14 protein-coding genes and 2 pseudogenes are annotated in these 15,151 nt (G+C 72.9%); 7 read left to right on the top strand and 9 right to left on the bottom strand.

The annotated features are described in order from the left end of the window. Nucleotides 1-32: 32 nt before the first annotated feature. Nucleotides 33-872 (bottom strand): helix-turn-helix domain-containing protein, encoded by an 840-nt coding sequence (locus IO40_RS0111460; RefSeq protein WP_030409124.1) that lies wholly within the window; start codon nucleotides 870-872, stop codon nucleotides 33-35. 341 nt (nucleotides 873-1,213) lie between these two features. Here IO40_RS0111460 and IO40_RS0111465 point away from each other — a divergent pair, with 341 nt between their 5' ends. Next, complete coding sequence (locus IO40_RS0111465) at nucleotides 1,214-1,978, top strand: ATP-binding protein (RefSeq protein WP_418952590.1); 765 nt, start codon at nucleotides 1,214-1,216, stop codon at nucleotides 1,976-1,978. Here IO40_RS0111465 and IO40_RS0111470 read toward each other — a convergent pair. Then, nucleotides 1,941-2,180, bottom strand: coding sequence for a DUF397 domain-containing protein (locus tag IO40_RS0111470; RefSeq protein ID WP_016472938.1), 240 nt, complete (start codon nucleotides 2,178-2,180; stop codon nucleotides 1,941-1,943). The genes IO40_RS0111465 and IO40_RS0111470 overlap by 38 nt on opposite strands. Nucleotides 2,181-2,377: 197 nt before the next feature. Between IO40_RS0111470 and IO40_RS0111480 the strand changes: the two genes are divergently transcribed. Further along, a complete protein-coding gene (locus tag IO40_RS0111480; protein WP_031175359.1) occupies nucleotides 2,378-4,282 on the top strand; it encodes an ABC transporter ATP-binding protein in 1,905 nt (634 codons plus the stop codon). A 150-nt stretch (nucleotides 4,283-4,432) separates the two neighbouring features. Then, complete coding sequence (locus IO40_RS0111485; protein WP_016472940.1) at nucleotides 4,433-5,629, top strand: rod shape-determining protein; 1,197 nt, start codon at nucleotides 4,433-4,435, stop codon at nucleotides 5,627-5,629. Between the two features lie 82 nt (nucleotides 5,630-5,711). On the opposite strand, the gene IO40_RS0111490 is transcribed toward IO40_RS0111485, so the two are convergent. Further along, the gene (locus IO40_RS0111490) at nucleotides 5,712-6,182 is read right to left on the bottom strand and encodes a Crp/Fnr family transcriptional regulator (protein ID WP_016472941.1); all 471 of its coding nucleotides are present in this window, start codon (nucleotides 6,180-6,182) and stop codon (nucleotides 5,712-5,714) included. Between the two features lie 111 nt (nucleotides 6,183-6,293). On the opposite strand from IO40_RS0111490, the gene IO40_RS0111495 reads away from it, so the two are divergent. After that, on the top strand, nucleotides 6,294-6,512 hold the full coding sequence (locus IO40_RS0111495; protein WP_016472942.1) for a DUF2277 domain-containing protein: 219 nt from the start codon (nucleotides 6,294-6,296) through the stop codon (nucleotides 6,510-6,512). Between the two features lie 7 nt (nucleotides 6,513-6,519). Here IO40_RS0111495 and IO40_RS0111500 read toward each other — a convergent pair whose 3' ends face one another. After that, complete coding sequence (locus IO40_RS0111500; protein WP_016472943.1) at nucleotides 6,520-7,029, bottom strand: MarR family winged helix-turn-helix transcriptional regulator; 510 nt, start codon at nucleotides 7,027-7,029, stop codon at nucleotides 6,520-6,522. Between the two features lie 703 nt (nucleotides 7,030-7,732). Beyond that, on the bottom strand, nucleotides 7,733-8,191 hold the full coding sequence (locus tag IO40_RS0111510) for a carboxymuconolactone decarboxylase family protein (protein ID WP_016472944.1): 459 nt from the start codon (nucleotides 8,189-8,191) through the stop codon (nucleotides 7,733-7,735). Nucleotides 8,192-8,268: 77 nt separating this feature from the next. Here IO40_RS0111510 and IO40_RS0111515 point away from each other — a divergent pair, with 77 nt between their 5' ends. Continuing rightward, nucleotides 8,269-9,183 (top strand): sigma-70 family RNA polymerase sigma factor, encoded by a 915-nt coding sequence (locus tag IO40_RS0111515; RefSeq protein ID WP_031175360.1) that lies wholly within the window; start codon nucleotides 8,269-8,271, stop codon nucleotides 9,181-9,183. Nucleotides 9,184-9,394: 211 nt separating this feature from the next. Here the strand turns inward: IO40_RS0111515 and IO40_RS33440 are convergent. Beyond that, nucleotides 9,395-10,786: pseudogene (locus tag IO40_RS33440) on the bottom strand (carbohydrate-binding protein). Between the two features lie 167 nt (nucleotides 10,787-10,953). Then, a complete protein-coding gene (locus IO40_RS0111525) occupies nucleotides 10,954-11,931 on the bottom strand; it encodes a LysR family transcriptional regulator (RefSeq protein ID WP_031175361.1) in 978 nt (325 codons plus the stop codon). A 149-nt stretch (nucleotides 11,932-12,080) separates the two neighbouring features. Here IO40_RS0111525 and IO40_RS39400 point away from each other — a divergent pair, with 149 nt between their 5' ends. Continuing rightward, on the top strand, nucleotides 12,081-13,328 hold the full coding sequence (locus IO40_RS39400; protein WP_030409132.1) for a GAF and ANTAR domain-containing protein: 1,248 nt from the start codon (nucleotides 12,081-12,083) through the stop codon (nucleotides 13,326-13,328). Between the two features lie 72 nt (nucleotides 13,329-13,400). Here the strand turns inward: IO40_RS39400 and IO40_RS0111535 are convergent, their stop codons facing one another. Then, a complete protein-coding gene (locus IO40_RS0111535) occupies nucleotides 13,401-13,616 on the bottom strand; it encodes a hypothetical protein (protein WP_016472949.1) in 216 nt (71 codons plus the stop codon). A gap of 33 nt (nucleotides 13,617-13,649) precedes the next feature. On the opposite strand from IO40_RS0111535, the pseudogene IO40_RS37585 reads away from it, so the two are divergent. Next, nucleotides 13,650-13,802: pseudogene (locus tag IO40_RS37585) on the top strand (GNAT family N-acetyltransferase); the annotation flags it as partial. Between the two features lie 28 nt (nucleotides 13,803-13,830). Here IO40_RS37585 and IO40_RS0111545 read toward each other — a convergent pair. Beyond that, nucleotides 13,831-15,138, bottom strand: coding sequence for an MFS transporter (locus IO40_RS0111545; protein WP_031175362.1), 1,308 nt, complete (start codon nucleotides 15,136-15,138; stop codon nucleotides 13,831-13,833). Nucleotides 15,139-15,151: the final 13 nt, after the last annotated feature.

The raw sequence follows: 15,151 nt of genomic DNA on the forward strand, positions 1-15,151 counted from the left end.
AGATGCTGCTGGCTGGTCATCGTACCGGCCAGTCACTGGAGTTGGCGGATTCTGTGCAGGTGGTCCCGGGCGTGTTCCGGTGACAGGCTGATCTCCACCAAGCGCCGCATCACGTGGTCGTAGACCGCCACTTCATCACGCTTGTCGAGGTACAGCGCACTGGTGAGCTGTTCGAGATACACGATGTCGTTCAGGTCGGACTCGGGAAAGCGCAGCAGGGTGAAGGCGCCGCTCTCGGCGGCGTGCCCGCCCAGTTCGAACGGGACCACGTAGAGGTTGACGTTGGGGTGCTCGGACACCTCGATGAGGTGCTCGAACTGGGCGTCCATGACGGCCCTGCCGCCGAAGGGGCGGCGCAGCGCGGCCTCGTCGAGCACGCACACCAACTGGGTTGCGTTTTCCCCCAAAAGGAGTTTCTGCCGTTCCAGTCGGAGCGCCACCCGCCGCTCGACCTCCTCCTCCGGGAGGGGGCCGCGGTGCCCGGCGGTGACGACGGCGTGCGCGTACGCCTCGGTCTGGAGGAGGCCGTGCACGAACTGCACCTCGTAGCTGCCGATCTGGGAGGCGGCACCCTCCAGACCGACGTACGTCTGGAACCAGGCGGGCAGCACGTCGCTGTAGTTGTGCCACCAGCCGGCGACGCTGGAGTCGCGGGCGAGGGAGAGCAGGGGTTCGCGCTCGGCGTCCTCGGTGACGCCGTACAGGGTGAGGAGGTCTTCCACATCGCGGGCCTTGAAGCTGACGCGGCCCAGTTCCATGCGGCTGATCTTGGATTCGGAGGCCCGGATCGAGTATCCGGCCGCCTCCCGGGTGATGCCGCGGGCCTCCCGCAGTCTTCTCAGCTGCGAGCCCAGCAGGATGCGGCGGACCATGGACCCACTGGAGCCACCTGCTCCCTTTGCTCCCGCGGTGATGTTGTGTGCCGGTTCAGTTGCCATTCCGATCAGCCCTCCACCCCTGCTTGAGGGGAAGTGTGCCATCTCCGCGCGCCGTTACGTGTCCACCCGATTACACACGATCGAAAGTCGCGCGTGCACGTGCATCTGCCCTTGCATCTGCTGTGGGCATTGGGAACCATGGGGGAGGCACAAGTGGACCTGCGGGCATGCGAGTTGGCCTGGCGGGTGCACGGTGACGCCCGCACCAGCGGGGAAGCACGGCCGACCGGATCCGCCAGGATCATCACCGCCGCTGACGCCAGGAGTGGGCCTTGTTGGGGACCGAGGGACCGAGGGTGCTGGAGCCCTTATGGGAGGGGCTCCCCACGCCGGAACGCGCCTCCGTCTCGGGTTCCGCTTCGTGCGCGCTTCCGCCGCGCGACCGATCCGTCTCCGGTGCCCGCGACTTCGTACGAAGGACGCTGGGGCACTGGGATCTGACCGAGCAGTACGACGACGTGGCGCTGGTTGTCACCGAATTGGTGACGAACGCCATGCGGCACGGCCTCACCCCCGGCGCCGATCACGGGGCGGCGTCGGGGGACGAGGGCGATCCACCGGTGAGGCTGCATCTGATGCGCTGGTCCTCCCGGCTGGTGTGTGCCGTACGCGATCCCAGCGTGCAGCCGCCCGATGTGTCGGCCCTGCACCGGGCCGCCACGTGGGGGCCGGCACAGCGGGGCCACGACGGCCCGCGAGGACTCCCCGGACACGGGGACAACGGGGGACACGGGGGACACGGGGGCGTCGTGGATGCCGTGGACGCGTGGGACGCGTCGTGCGCCTCGGGCTCCTGGGAGCCCGAGGCGCCCGGCTTCACGGCGGAGTCCGGCCGCGGTCTGCGCCTGGTCGACTCCTTCAGCGACAGCTGGGGCTGGCACCTGCTGTCGGGGCCGCTGGCCGGGAAGATCGTGTGGGCCCTCTTCCGGTTGGGCCACGCGAGCGCAGGGAACGGGCGGTGCGGTGGGGGGAACGGCGGGGCGCGGGGCGGACGTTCACAGGTCAGTGGGGCATCAGGTCGTCGAACTCACCGGCCTTGACGCCGAGGATCATCGCCTCGATCTCGTCGGGGGTGTAGACGAGCGCGGGGCCGTCCGGGAAGCGGGAGTTGCGCATCGCGATATGGCCACCGGGCAGCTTGGCGAACTCCACGCAGGCGCCTTGCGAGTTGCTGTACCGGCTCTTTCGCCAGACGACCCCCTGGAGGTCCCTGGCGGCCATGCCGTTGTACACGTGAGGCACTTGGAGCTCCTGGACTTGTCCGGCGAGGCGGGTGGGGGTCAGCCTGAGCAGCGGGGCACTGCCGACTTGCCGGGGATCATAACGGCGTTCACCTGCTGATGCATGTGCCGATGCACGTGCACGACCGCGCGTCGCGCGCTCATCACAGCGGGTCAGTCCATTGACTTCAACTTCACTTGAAGTTCTAACTTCCCCTCATGAGCATGGAGATGACCGCGTGGAACGCGCTCTACAACTCGCGCCACGCGCCCCAGGACACTCACCCCTTCTCCGCGGCGACCGTCCGCCGTATCGTCCGCTTCGCCCACCGTCACCACCGCAAACTTGTCGCGTTCCTGCTGCTCAGCAGCGTGCTCGCGGCCCTGACGGTGGCCACTCCGCTGCTCGCCGGGCGGGTGATGAACGCCATCGACGGCCGCGAGTCCGCCACAACCGTGCTCACCCTCGCCGTACTGATCGCAGCCATCGCACTGGCGGAAGCCGGTGTCGGCATTCTGGCCCGCTGGCTGTCCGCGCGTATCGGTGAAGGACTCATCCTCGATCTGCGTACCGCCGTCTACGACCACGTGCAGCGGATGCCGGTGGCCTTCTTCACCCGCACTCGCACCGGAGCCCTGGTCAGCAGGCTCAACAACGATGTCATCGGCGCCCAGCGCGCATTTTCCTCCACTCTTTCGGAGGTATTCGGCAACCTGGTGACTCTCCTGCTCACTCTTGTGGTGATGCTCAACCTCTCCTGGCGGATCACTCTCCTCGCTCTGCTGCTGCTCCCGCTCTTCGTCGTACCGGCCCGGCGGATGGGCTCGCGGCTGGCCCGGCTGGAGCGCGAACGGGCCGACCACAACGCGGCGATGAGCACGCAGATGACCGAGCGCTTCTCCGCGCCGGGTGCCACCCTCGTCAAACTGTTCGGGCGGCCCGAGGAGGAGTCGGCCGAGTTCGCGCGACGCGCGGGACGGGTCCGCGACATCGGTGTCCGCACCGCGATGGTGCAGGAGGTCTTCTTCACGGCGCTGACCCTGGTGGCCGCGCTCGCCCTCGCCCTCGTCTACGGGCTCGGCGGCTACCACGCGCTGCGCGGCAGCCTCGACGCCGGCGCCGTCGTCTCCCTCGCGCTGCTGCTCACCCGCCTGTACGCGCCGCTGACCGCGCTGGCCAGCGCCCGGGTGGAGGTGATGAGTGCCCTGGTCAGCTTCCAGCGGGTGTTCGAGGTGCTGGACCTCAAGCCGCTGATCGAGGAGAAGCCGGACGCCGAGGACCTGCCCGACGGGCCCGTCTCGGTCGAGTACGAGGACGTCCACTTCGGCTACCCCCCGGCCGACAAGGTCTCCCTGGCCTCCCTCGAAGAGGTCGCCACCCTCGACACCCGCGGCGGCGAAGAGGTGCTGCACGGCATCTCGTTCCGCGCCGAACCGGGACAGATGGTGGCGCTCGTCGGCTCCTCGGGCGCCGGCAAGTCCACCCTCGCCTCCCTCGCCGCCCGCCTCTACGACGTGGACGGCGGCGCGGTACGGCTCGCCGGCAAGGATGTCCGCGACCTGAGCGCCGCCTCCCTGCGCGCCACGCTGGGCATGGTCACCCAGGACGGGCACCTCTTCCACGACACCATCCGCGCCAACCTGCTGCTGGCCCGCCCGCAGGCCGGCGACGACGAGCTGTGGTCGGCCCTGCGCCGGGCCCGCCTCGACGACCTCGTCTCCGCGCTGCCGGACGGCCTCGACACCCTCGTCGGCGAGCGCGGGTACCGGCTCTCCGGCGGCGAGCGGCAGCGGCTGACCATCGCCCGGCTGCTGCTGGCCCGGCCCCGCGTCGTGGTGCTCGACGAGGCGACCGCACATCTGGACTCCACCTCGGAGGCGGCCGTGCAGGAAGCGCTCGGCGAGGCGCTGGCGGGCCGCACCTCGCTGGTCATCGCCCACCGGCTGTCCACCGTCCGGGCGGCCGACCAGATCCTGGTGCTGGAGGCGGGCCGGATCGTCGAGCGGGGCACCCACGCCGAACTGCTCGCCGCCGACGGACGGTACGCGCAGCTGTACCGCACACAGTTCGCCGCCGAGGAGACTCCCGCCGAGCCCGCCGGCCGCCCGCAGGCCGTCGTGTGAGGGGCGCCGCCCGGCTCACCCGCGCGGACGCGCTCGGCGCGCGGCGGACGGTGGCCCGGCACAGGGTGAGGGAGGGACCGTCCGTGGCGCGACGGTCCCTCCGGCGCACGCCGGCCCACCGCCGCCCGATCCCCGGAAGGACACGAGCGCATGAGCTGTCCCAACCTGGAGGCCCTGACCCGCTGCTCCGTCGCCGTCGACCTGGGCGCCGCCAGGACTCGCGTCTACGCCAAGGGATCCGGCCTCGTCGTCGACCAGCCCTCGGTCGTCGCCGTGAACACCTGCTCCGGCGCGCTGATCGCGGTCGGTGACGCGGCGGAGCGGATGGACGGCCGCACCCCGCAGCACATCCGGGTGGTCAGGCCGGTGTCCGGCGGCACCGTGCGGGACATCGACATGGCGCGGCGCATGGTGCGCGCCCTGATCGGGGAGCGGCTGCGCCGCTTCAAGCGCCGCCGGGTGATGACGCACGCCCTGGTGACCGTGCCGCACGACGCCGACCCGCTGTCCTGCCGGGCCGCCGTGGAGACCCTCACCGGGGTGGGGGCCCGCCGCGTCGATCTGGTGGAGGCCCCGATCGCGGCGGCGATCGGCGCGGGGCTGCCGGTGGCACACCCGGAGGCGGCGATGGTGCTGGTGTGCGGGACGACCACCACACAGGTGGCGGTCGTCTCGCTGGGGGCGGTGGTGGCGGGCGGCACGGTCGCCCTGGGCGGCGACACCATCCACCACTCCGTGGTGCAGTACCTGCGCAACCGGCACGAACTGCTGCTGCCCAGCCACGAGGTGTGGCCCCTGCATCTGGCGCTGCTCGGCAGCGGCGGGGTGGGGAACGGCGTCTACACCGGGCTGACCGAGGTCCAGGGGCGCGACGTGGTGACGGGGCTGGCCCGCACCGTGACCATCGACCCCGAAGAGGTGCGCAGCGCCATCCAGACCCCCCTCACGGGCCTGCTGGACACCATCCGCGTCGTCCTGCACCGCTGCCCGCCGGATCTGGTGGCCGACCTCGCCGACCGGGGCATGGTGCTGGCGGGCGGCAGTGCGCAGCTTCCGGGCCTGGCCGACCAGCTGAGGGAGCACACGGGCATGGCCGTCCACGTGGCGGACGAGCCGGGCCTGTGCGCGGTGAACGGGCTGGCCGCGATGATGGCGGGCCGGATCTCGCCGTACATGGCGGACACAGCGGACTCGGAGGACGCGGGGTTCCGCACCCCGCAGGCCGAGGCCGCACACACCCCCCGGGGCCGGGACGAACCCGTGGCCGCGGGCCGGCGCGGGGGCGTCGCCGCTCCCGAGACGGCCGCCGCGGAGGCGGTGCCCGTACCCGGTCAGGACATCGGCTGACGCCCGGCCGGCCGGGCGCACGCGGCACACCGCGCGCAGTCCCCGCGCGGGCCGCGCGGGGATCAGGGGCGCGGGCGGTGGATCAGATGGCTCCGGCGGCGCGGTCCTGCGGCGCGTACGGGGCGAAGAGGTCCACCAGGCGGGACCGGGAACGCTGGAGACGATCGCCCATCACCGCGGCGATGGAGCGGGTCATGGCCAGACCGAGTTCCTTGTCCTCCTCGCAGAGGACCCGCACCGACTGCGCGTCGAATTCGAGGGCGCGGACCGGACTGTCGGCCTGGGCACCCAGGCTCCACACGTACGGGGGAAACATCCAGGACCAGCCCAGCAGCTCCCCGTGACGCACGTGGTCGATGGCCACGTCCCGGTGTCCCGGTATGTGCATCGCCAAGGTCGCCGAACCGGTGTGCAGAATCCAGAAGCGGTCCGCCCGGGTACCTTCTTCGAAAATGCGTTCCCCGGCGTCGAAGTGCACTTCACGTCCCAGGGCACGCACCCGTTCACGCTGGTCGGGGGTCAGCTCACTGAGCGTTCCCGTGGTGGTCTGCATGGTCCGCCCTCCCTTCCGGGAACGGAGCGACGTATTCCACGGTGTGTTCGAGCGTACCTCGCATCACTCGAACAGGCGAGTAAAAGGCAGGCGGCACGTACCGTCGGCAGTATGTGCAGGAACATCAAGACCTTGCGTCCGCCCTACGCCGAGACCGTCACCGAGGACGACATGCGGGCCGCCGCGCTCCAGTACGTCCGCAAGGTGTCGGGATTCCGTGCGCCCGCCGCGCACAACCAGGCGGCCTTCGACGAGGCCGTCGAGCGTGTCACCGCGGCCACCTGCGAGCTGCTGGATGCCTTGGTGGTCAAGGGGGCGCACGGCAACTGACCGCGGGTCACCGTCCCCGGCGTGCCCCCTCCCGGCTCCCGCGCTCCCGCTCCTCCAGCAGCCGCAGCAGCTCCCCGAGCACCCGGGCGAGCTGGTCGCGCTCCTCCTCGCCCAGCCCCGCCAGCAGGGAGCGCTCGTAGGCGGTCTGCTCGGGCATGATCCGGTCCACCAGCTCCCGGCCGCTCACGGTCAGCGACAGATGCACGACCCTGCGGTCCCTGTCGTCCGGGCGCCGGGCGAGGAGTCCCTTCTCCTCCAGCGTCCGCACGCGTTTGGCCACCGACGTGGCCGACGCGTAGATCTCCCGCGCCAGCTGGCCGGGCGTCAGCTCGCGGTCCTCCCTGCGCAGCGCGCTGAGGATGTCGAACTCCGGACGACTGAACCCCTCGCGGGCCAGCGGCGCGTCCGACGCCTGCCGCAGCAGGGCGGCGCACCGGGTGAGACGGCCGACGACCGCGACCGGGCCGGTGTCCAGGTCCGGCAGCACCCGCCGCCACTGGCCGAGCACCTTGGCCACGACGTCGCCGCCGTCCCCGGTGCTTCCGGGGACATCTGTGCCACCTGTGCCACCCGCGCCTCCGGTGCCTCTTTCGTCTCCGGGGCCTCTGCCGTCTCCGATGGCTCCAGTGGCTCTGCCGTCTCCGATGGCTCCAGTGGCTCTGCCGTCTCCGATGGCTCCGGTATCTCTGCCGTCTCCGATGGCTCCGGTATCTCTGCCGCCTCCGATAGCTCCGGTGTCTCTGCCGTCTCCGGTGTCGTCGGCTTCCCCGGTGGCTCCGGCTGTGCCCGTGGTGCTCGTCTCCCTGGAGCCGCTGGTGCCTCCGGCTTCCCTGGTGTCCCCGGCGGCCCCCGCGCCCGCCGTGGCTCCTGCGTCTGTGTGACCTCCCGTTTCACTGCCGTGCTGTTCGCCGGGTGCGGCGTCCTCCGGCACGCGCTGCCCCTCTCGCCCGAGCTGTCGTCTCCCGTTCACCGTTCAATTCTGCCGCCGAGGGGCACGGCGGGGCGGGAGCGGGGGCCCGCCGGGAGCCCGCACCGCGTCGGCGGCTGCTCCCGGCGGGGACGGCGGCGGGCCGGGTACGCGCCCGGGTCGGGTCCGGCACCCCCGTGGCCGGACCGGACCCGATCAGCACGGGCCGATCACCACGGCCCGCTCAGCGCGGCCCGATCACCACGGCCCGATCAGCGCGACCCGTCCACCACGGCCTGTTCGACCGGTCCGTTCACCACGGCAGGCTGCCGGCCGGCTGGCGGGTGGGCACGTTGAACCGGTTGAACAGATTGGTGATGCCGGTCATCAGCAGCAGTCCGGCCAGCTGCTTCTCGTCGTAGTGCCGGGCCGCTTCGTCCCAGACCGCGTCCGGCACCGGGTCCGGGCGGTCCGCGAGCCGGGTGACCGCCTCGGCCAGCGCGAGGGCGGCGCGCTCGGCGTCGTCGAAGTACGGGGTGTCACGCCAGGCGGCCACCGCGTGCAGCCGCTCGTCCGTCTCCCCCGCCTCGCGGGCGGTGCGCACGCCGTAGTCCACGCAGAAGCCGCAGCCGTTGATCTGGCTGGCCCGCAGGTGCACCAGCTCCAGCGTGGCCTTGGGCACCCCGCAGCCGTGGGCGGTCTTCAGCAGCTCCTGGATCGGCTGGAGGCCCTCCGACAGCAGGGCGGCGGGGTTCTGTATCCGTGCGGTCATGGTCCGCTCCTCTTCCCTCGTGGGGTGTTATCCGTTCTTCACCCGTACGACGGAACGACGAGCGGAGAATGTGACACATGGACGCACCCGAGATTCCGGGCGACCGGTTCGAGGAGCACCGCACTCAGCTGCGGGCCGTCGCCTACCGGATGCTCGGCTCCCTCAGCGAGGCCGACGACGCCGTGCAGGAGTGCTGGCTGCGGTACAGCAGGAGCGACACGTCGCAGGTCCGCAACCTGGCCGGCTGGCTGACGACGGTGGTCGGCCGGATCTGCCTGGACATGCTGCGGTCGCGGACCGGCCGCGCAGAAGTCCCCCTGGAGGGAGTGCACGTGCCCGACCCCGTGGTCGCGCCGCTCACCGGGGAGGAAGCGGCCGTGCGCACCGAGGAGGTGGGGCTTGCCCTCCTCGTCGTCCTGGACACCCTCTCCCCCGCCGAGCGGGTCGCCTTCGTCCTGCACGACACGTTCGGGGTGCCGTTCGACGAGATCGCCCCGCTGCTCGACCGCACACCGGCCGCCACCCGGCAGCTGGCCAGCAGGGCGCGGCGGCGGGTGCGGGACGCCGGGCAGGGCGGGGAGCGCCCGGACGCGCGTCGGCAGCGCGAGGTGGTGGCGGCCTTCCTCGCGGCGGCGCGAGGCGGCGACTTCGACGCGCTCGTCGGGCTGCTCGACCCGCAGGTGACGCTGCGGGCCGACACCGGTGGGGCCGGCTCCCGGCTGGTGCGCGGCGCCGCCGAGGTCGCCTCCCAGGCGACGGCGTTCCGGAGCGCCGCCATGCACGCGGTACCCGTCCTGGTGGGCGGCGAGCCGGGGCTGGCGGCCGTCGTCGGCGGCCGGGCGGTGTCGGTGATGTCCTTCGCCCTCGTCCCGGACGGCCACGGGCCGGCCGGCGCCGTCCGGGAGCTGAACATCCTCGCGGACCCGCGGCGGCTGGCGCGGCTCGGCGTCGCGGAGGTGCTGGGCGCCGCGCCTGCGGAACGGGGGCACTGACCGGCGCCGCACGCACGGTGCGCGTGGCCCGGACGAGCGGGCCACGCGCACCGTGGGGGCGAGTCACACCCGGCCCGGACAGGAGCAGGGCCCGGGCCGGGCGTGACGCATCGCGGGAGGCGACGACGGAGTCGACGGAGCCGACCGGGAGCGGAGGGCGAACGGGGATGCCCCGTCCGCCGCCGTCCCGGTCAGTCCGTCGGGTGGTGGGTCACACCCGGCTCCACAGGGAGGGGGCGTCCTCCGGGTTCCAGCCCGGCTGGGCGGTGTGGGCCTGGACGCAGCGGTAGGTCGCACCGTTGTAGGTGACCTGGTCGCCCACGGCGTACTGGGTGCCGACCGCCCAGGTGCCCTGCTCCGGCGGGTCGGTGGGCGGGTCCGTGGGACCGCCGCCGCCGTTGGTCACCAGGGTGAGGCCGTACGCCTGGAGCGCCGGGTTGACGGGGTAGAAGAACGTCGTACCGCCGCTGGAGCAGTTGCCGGAGCCGCCGGAGGTCATCCCCTGCGCCTGGTCGCCGGAGATGAAGGAGCCGCCCGAGTCACCCGGCTCCGCGCACACGGTGGTGCGGGTCACACCGGAGACGGTGCCCTGCGGGTAGGTCACGCTCGTGTTGTGCTGCTCGACGACGCCGCAGTGCCAGCCGGTCGTCGAACCGGAACGGCACACCGAGGCGCCGACCGGGGCCTGCGTCGAGCCGGCCACCGTCACATCGCCCCGGCCGTAGCCGTTGACGGTGGGACGCGGCGTCCAGTTGCTGTTGGTGGCGACCCAGGCGTAGTCCCGGCCGGGGAACGTCGAGCCCTGGAAGGTGCCCTGCGCCTGCTGGTTGTAGCCGCTGGTCGAGGTGCCGACGGTGCCGCAGTGGCCGGCCGTCACGAAACCGCCCTGGGTGCCCCGCTTCACGGAGAAACCGATGGAACAGCGTCCGCTGCCGTTCATGTAGTAGGCGTCACCGCCCCGCAGGTCGGCGAAGGTACGCGGCTACGCGTCGGTGTGGCGGAGCGTCACCTCGTCGCCGCCGACACCCGCCCGGCCGAGCAGCTTGTGGGCCGCGGCGTTCGTGGCGGTCTCCACCACGACGGCGTTCCGTTCGACGTCCGCGTACCAGACCCGTACGCCCTCGGGTGCCGACTTGGCGGCTGCCCGGTCGAGCGCCTTCAGCACCCGGTCCAGGTCGCCCAGGTCCCGGCCCACGACGCGGGCCGTGGCACCCGCCTCGGTGATGCGGGCCCGCTCCCGCTCGTCGGTCGTGGCGACGGTCAGCCGGGCGGACGTCTTCCCGCTGAGGTGCGCCCCGGCGTAGCTGTCCCCGAGGGCACGGCGCAGCGCGTCGACGGTGTCCGCGGCGTCCGCCTCGTTGGCCAGCCGCGTCTTCGCCTGCTCCGTCGTCAGCCCCAGATCGCGGCTCATGGCCTTCAGCAGGCCCGGGGCGGCGGCGGACGGGCGGGCCGTCTCCCCCTCGGCCTGGGCGGATCCGGAGAGCCCGGCGAGGACGAGCCCGGCGGTGGCGACGGTGGCGGCTGCCGCGGCGACGGTGCGCCGCCGGACGGAGGCGGATCTGGGCGGGGTCGGGAGGGGACCGGAACTCGCGGGAACTGCCATGGAGTTCTCCTTGAGGTGGGGGTGCCCCCGGCGGGGAACGAGGGCGTGAGTTGGCGTCACCGTAGACCGGTGGCCTGCCGCCGCGGACCTCCCATCTGCCCCCCTCCCCCGGCGTTATGGCACCCCTCGGCTCCCCCGGCGTGCCCGCCCGGCCGGCGCCCCCCTCATCACGGCACCCCCGCCGCGTGGTGGATGCGGCGCCAGGCCGCGTAGCTCGGGCTGGCCCCCGCGGCGCTCTCGTGCACCGCGCGGGCGTGCGCCAGGGTGTCGGCCGCGGTGCCGGCGGCGGGCGACTCGGGGTGCCAGCCCAGCAGATGCCGCCACAGCAGGGGTGACCCGGCCAGCGGGCGGGTCACCAAGCCGGGCGTCGGCGGGAACGTGGCCCGGCACAGGCCCACCGCGCGCCCCACCTGCACCAGATGGACACAGGAGGCGGTGTCCGTCTCGTACACGGCCTGCGGGGTGAACCCGGCCCGGGCGCACGCGGCGGCGAAACAGTCGGCGAAGCAGCCGTCGCCGGGCACATTCGTCCAGCGGGCATCGGCCAGCTCGCCCAGCGGCACCTCCGGCAGCTGAGCGAGCGGATGCCCCTCCCGCAGCATCACGAACACCGGGTCCACGGCCACCTCCCGCCACACCAGCCGCTCCCCCGTGCCCGCGGCGGGCGGCGGGCTCTGACCGCACACGCCGGTGAGGACGTAGTCGATCCGCCCCTCCGCCAGCAGGCACCCCAACTCGATGGCCGACCAGGACGTGTGCGTCGTCACCGTCGCCTCCGGATGGGCGGACGCCAGCCGGTCCACGAGCCCGCCCAGCAGGGGGCCGTGCGTGCCGCCCAGCCGGAACCGGGCGGGCCGGCCCCGCGGAGCCCCGCCCGCCCTGCTGAACCGCAGGGCCTCCTGTTGCAGCTCGGCGACCGCCGGCACCAGCACCCTCGCCCGCTCCAGCACCAGCTCCCCCAGCTCGGTGGGGCGCACCCCCTGCGGGCCCCGCACGAACAGGGCGCCGCCCAGCGCCCGCTCCATCCGTTTGAGCTGCGCGCTCAACGCGGGCTGCGCGAGCCCCAAGCCCGTCGCCGCCCGGGTCAGACTCCCCGCCTCGGCGATGGCCGAGACGACCTTGAGGTGTCGGAGTTCCAGATCCATGCCCATACGGTGAGGCGGCTCGCGAAGGCCGACAAGAGGTGTGACGCGGGCACCTTCCACTCGCGCGGGGGACGACGAGTACGGTTGTCGTGCTGCAAGTATTGCGGTTCAGGAACCGAGTACCGCGCGGGGGAGGAAGAAGGTCCACCATGGTCACTACCGCGGACCGGCCGGGCGCCGCCCGGACCGAGGTCGTGCGCCTTCCGGGCGGTGGCAGCCTGTGGGTGGTACGCGCGGAGGGCGGCGTACGGGACGCCGAGCACCCCGCGCTGCGGGCCGTCGCCCGCAGCGGCCCCGAACACGACGCCGCGGTCCTCGACCTCGCCCTCGTCCCCCTGGTCACCGCCCCGGGCGTGCGCGCCCTGGTCCACCACGCCCACGACCTCACCGAACGCGGCAGCAGTCTGCTCGTCGCCACCGACGACCCCCGCACCAGGGACCGGCTGACGGCCGACACCACGCTCACCGTCGTCCCCACCGTCGCCGCGGCAGCCGCAGCCTGCGGCGCCCCCGACACCACCCCACCCGCCCCCGGGCTCGACCTGGGCTCCGACTCCGGGAACTCCCCCTCCCGGGGCCGCACCGACGGAGCCGACCCCGAACTGGCCCGGCTCCGCCAGGAAGTGCGGCACCTGCGGGCCCGCGCCCGCACCCACCCCCTCGTCTCCCGCGCCCAGGGCATCCTCGAAGAGCGCTACCGGCTGCCCGACGAGCGCGCCGCGTTCGCCCTCCTGGAAGCCAGCTCCCAGCGGTTCAACGTGCGGCTGCGCACCCTCGCCTCCGCCGTCGTGACGGTGCCCCGGCCCCGCTCCCCCGACCACGAATGGTTCCCCCGCCGCGAACGCCAGGCCCCGCCCGCCCTCGCCTTCCAGCCCGGGCTGCGCGCCGCCACCGCCAACACCTCGGAGGTGCTATCCGCCGTGCTGCGGCGCAGCATGGAGATCACCGACGCCACCATGGGCAACGTCCAGCTCGTCGACCCCGTCACCGGCGATCTGCGGCTGGAGAAACACCACGGCCTGGACGACGACTTCGTCGACTTCTTCGACCGCGTCAGCCACGAGGGCACCGCCTGCGCCCTCGCCGCCGAACACCTCGCCCGCGTCACCGTCACCGACGTGGCCACCGACGCCGCGTTCACCGAGTCCGCGCGCAAAGCCATCCTCGCCACCGGCAGCAGGGGCTGCCACAGCACCCCGCTGCTGGCCCCCCGGGGCCGCGTCGAAGGCATGGTCTCCACCCACCACGAACGCCCCGTCCACGCCCTGTCCGCCGCCCAGGCCCGCGCCCTCGACGAGATCGGCGACCAGGCCGGCCGATGGCTGGAGTGGTACCAGCGCACCGTCGTCCTCGACGCCCTGGAACACCTGCACTTCACGGGAAGCACGTGGGGCTGACGCCCGCCCGAGAAACCGGACGTGCCGCATGGCACCTCCACCAACTGCCCTCTCGGGCCCTTCCACCGCCTCTCACTTGAGCGCGCCCGAAAAGCCCCCGATGACGAAGAAGGCGCCGATAACGACGAAGCCGGCTCCCACCACGCGGAGATTCCCGGGGCGCGCGGAGCGTGAGGTCGGGAGATTGCCGGACAGAACCCGGAACACCGATTCAGTGAAGCCTCTGTAGTCCGAAGCCAGGAGAAGGCCGAAGACCAGGAACGGAATTCCCCAGAACCCAAGCACCATGACCGCATCTAAACATCGTCAATGAACGTCCGCCCCGGCGAACCGGTCGTGCTCTGCACCCAGGCCGCGAACAGCCGTGCGGTGCGCCTCGCGGGGAAGCTGGGGTTCATCGAGGTAGAACGGTTCGTGGAGTACGGCGCCGAGCAGTGGTTCGGTCTGTGGTCCCCGGCTGCGCCGCCTGCCTGAGTTCCCTCGTCCTGATTCCCTCCCCCCGTCACAGTGCCCGGCTGCCGGCGTCCTCCGCGGGGTGTGCGGGGCTCGCGGGCCGGGGCGGGCGGGGGCGCCAGGGGAGGAGGGCGGGGGTCGCCAGGGCGAGGAGGGCCGCGAGGGCTATCGCGGTGCGGGTGCCCACGAGGTCGGCCAGCAGGCCCCACAGGCCGGTCAGCAGCGCGACGGTGATCTTGCTGGTGACCGACCACGCGGACAGCACCCGGGCGGTACGGTCGGCCGGGACCTGCTCCAGGCGGTAGGTGGCGAAGACCGGGTTGAAGACTCCCATGCAGGTGATCAGCGCCAGCTCGACGGCCACCACCAGCACCAGGCCGCCCGGCCCCGGACCGACGAGGGCCAGCCCCGGCAGCCAGACGGCCCGCAGTGTGCCCGCGACGAGCAGCACCCGGCGCTGTCCGGCCCGCTCCACCAGGCGGCCGGCCAGCCGGGACCCGATCAGACCGCCCACGCAGGGCAGCGCGAAGGCCAGTCCGTACTGCCAGGGCGCGAAGCCGAGCCGGCCGAGCATGAGGACGGCCAGCAGCGGGGACACCGCCATGATCAGCCCGCTGACGAGGGCGGTGTTGACGAACAGGACGCGCAGCGCCGGGTGCGCCAGCACGTACTGCCAGCCGGCCAGCAGTTCGCGGGCCGACAGCCGCCCCGCGGGGCCGTCCCCCGCCGGCTTGGCGGCCCGTCGCGGCGGTGTCTCGTCGCTGCCGATCGCGCGGATGCCGAGGGCCGACAGCAGATAGCTGACCGCGTCGGCCACCACCGTCACGACCGGGCCGAACATGCCGACCAGCGCCCCGCCCAGCGGCGGCCCCAGCATGGTGGTCGTCCATGACGTCGCCTCGAACCTGCCGTTGGCCACCAGCAGCTGCTCGGGAGCCACGAGGTCCTTCAGACAGGCGCCGGCCGCCGCCCGGAAGGCGAGGTCGGCGGCGCCGGTGACCACCGCGACCACCAGCAGCTGGCCGAAGGTGAGCAGGCCCAGCGCGTACGCGGCGGGCACGGTGAGCAGCGCCGCGCAGCGCAGCAGGTCCGTCGCGACCATCACCGGCCGTTTGCGGCGGAACTCGATCCACGGCCCCAGCGGCACCGCCAGGAGCGCGCCGACCAGTCCACCGGCGGCGGCCAGCAGGGACACCTGTGCCGGTCCCGCGTCGAGCGCGAGGATCGCCACGAGGGGGAACGCGTCGAAGGCCAGCCGGGTGCCGAAGGCGCTGACCGCGAATGCCGCCCACAGCAGCGCGAAGGGCCGCCCCAGCGAGCGTTTCCGGGACCGTTTCGGAGACTTTCCGCCAGCCATGCCCGTACTCCAC

This window comes from Streptomyces albus subsp. albus (genome assembly GCF_000725885.1).
Lineage (GTDB): Bacteria > Actinomycetota > Actinomycetes > Streptomycetales > Streptomycetaceae > Streptomyces > Streptomyces albus.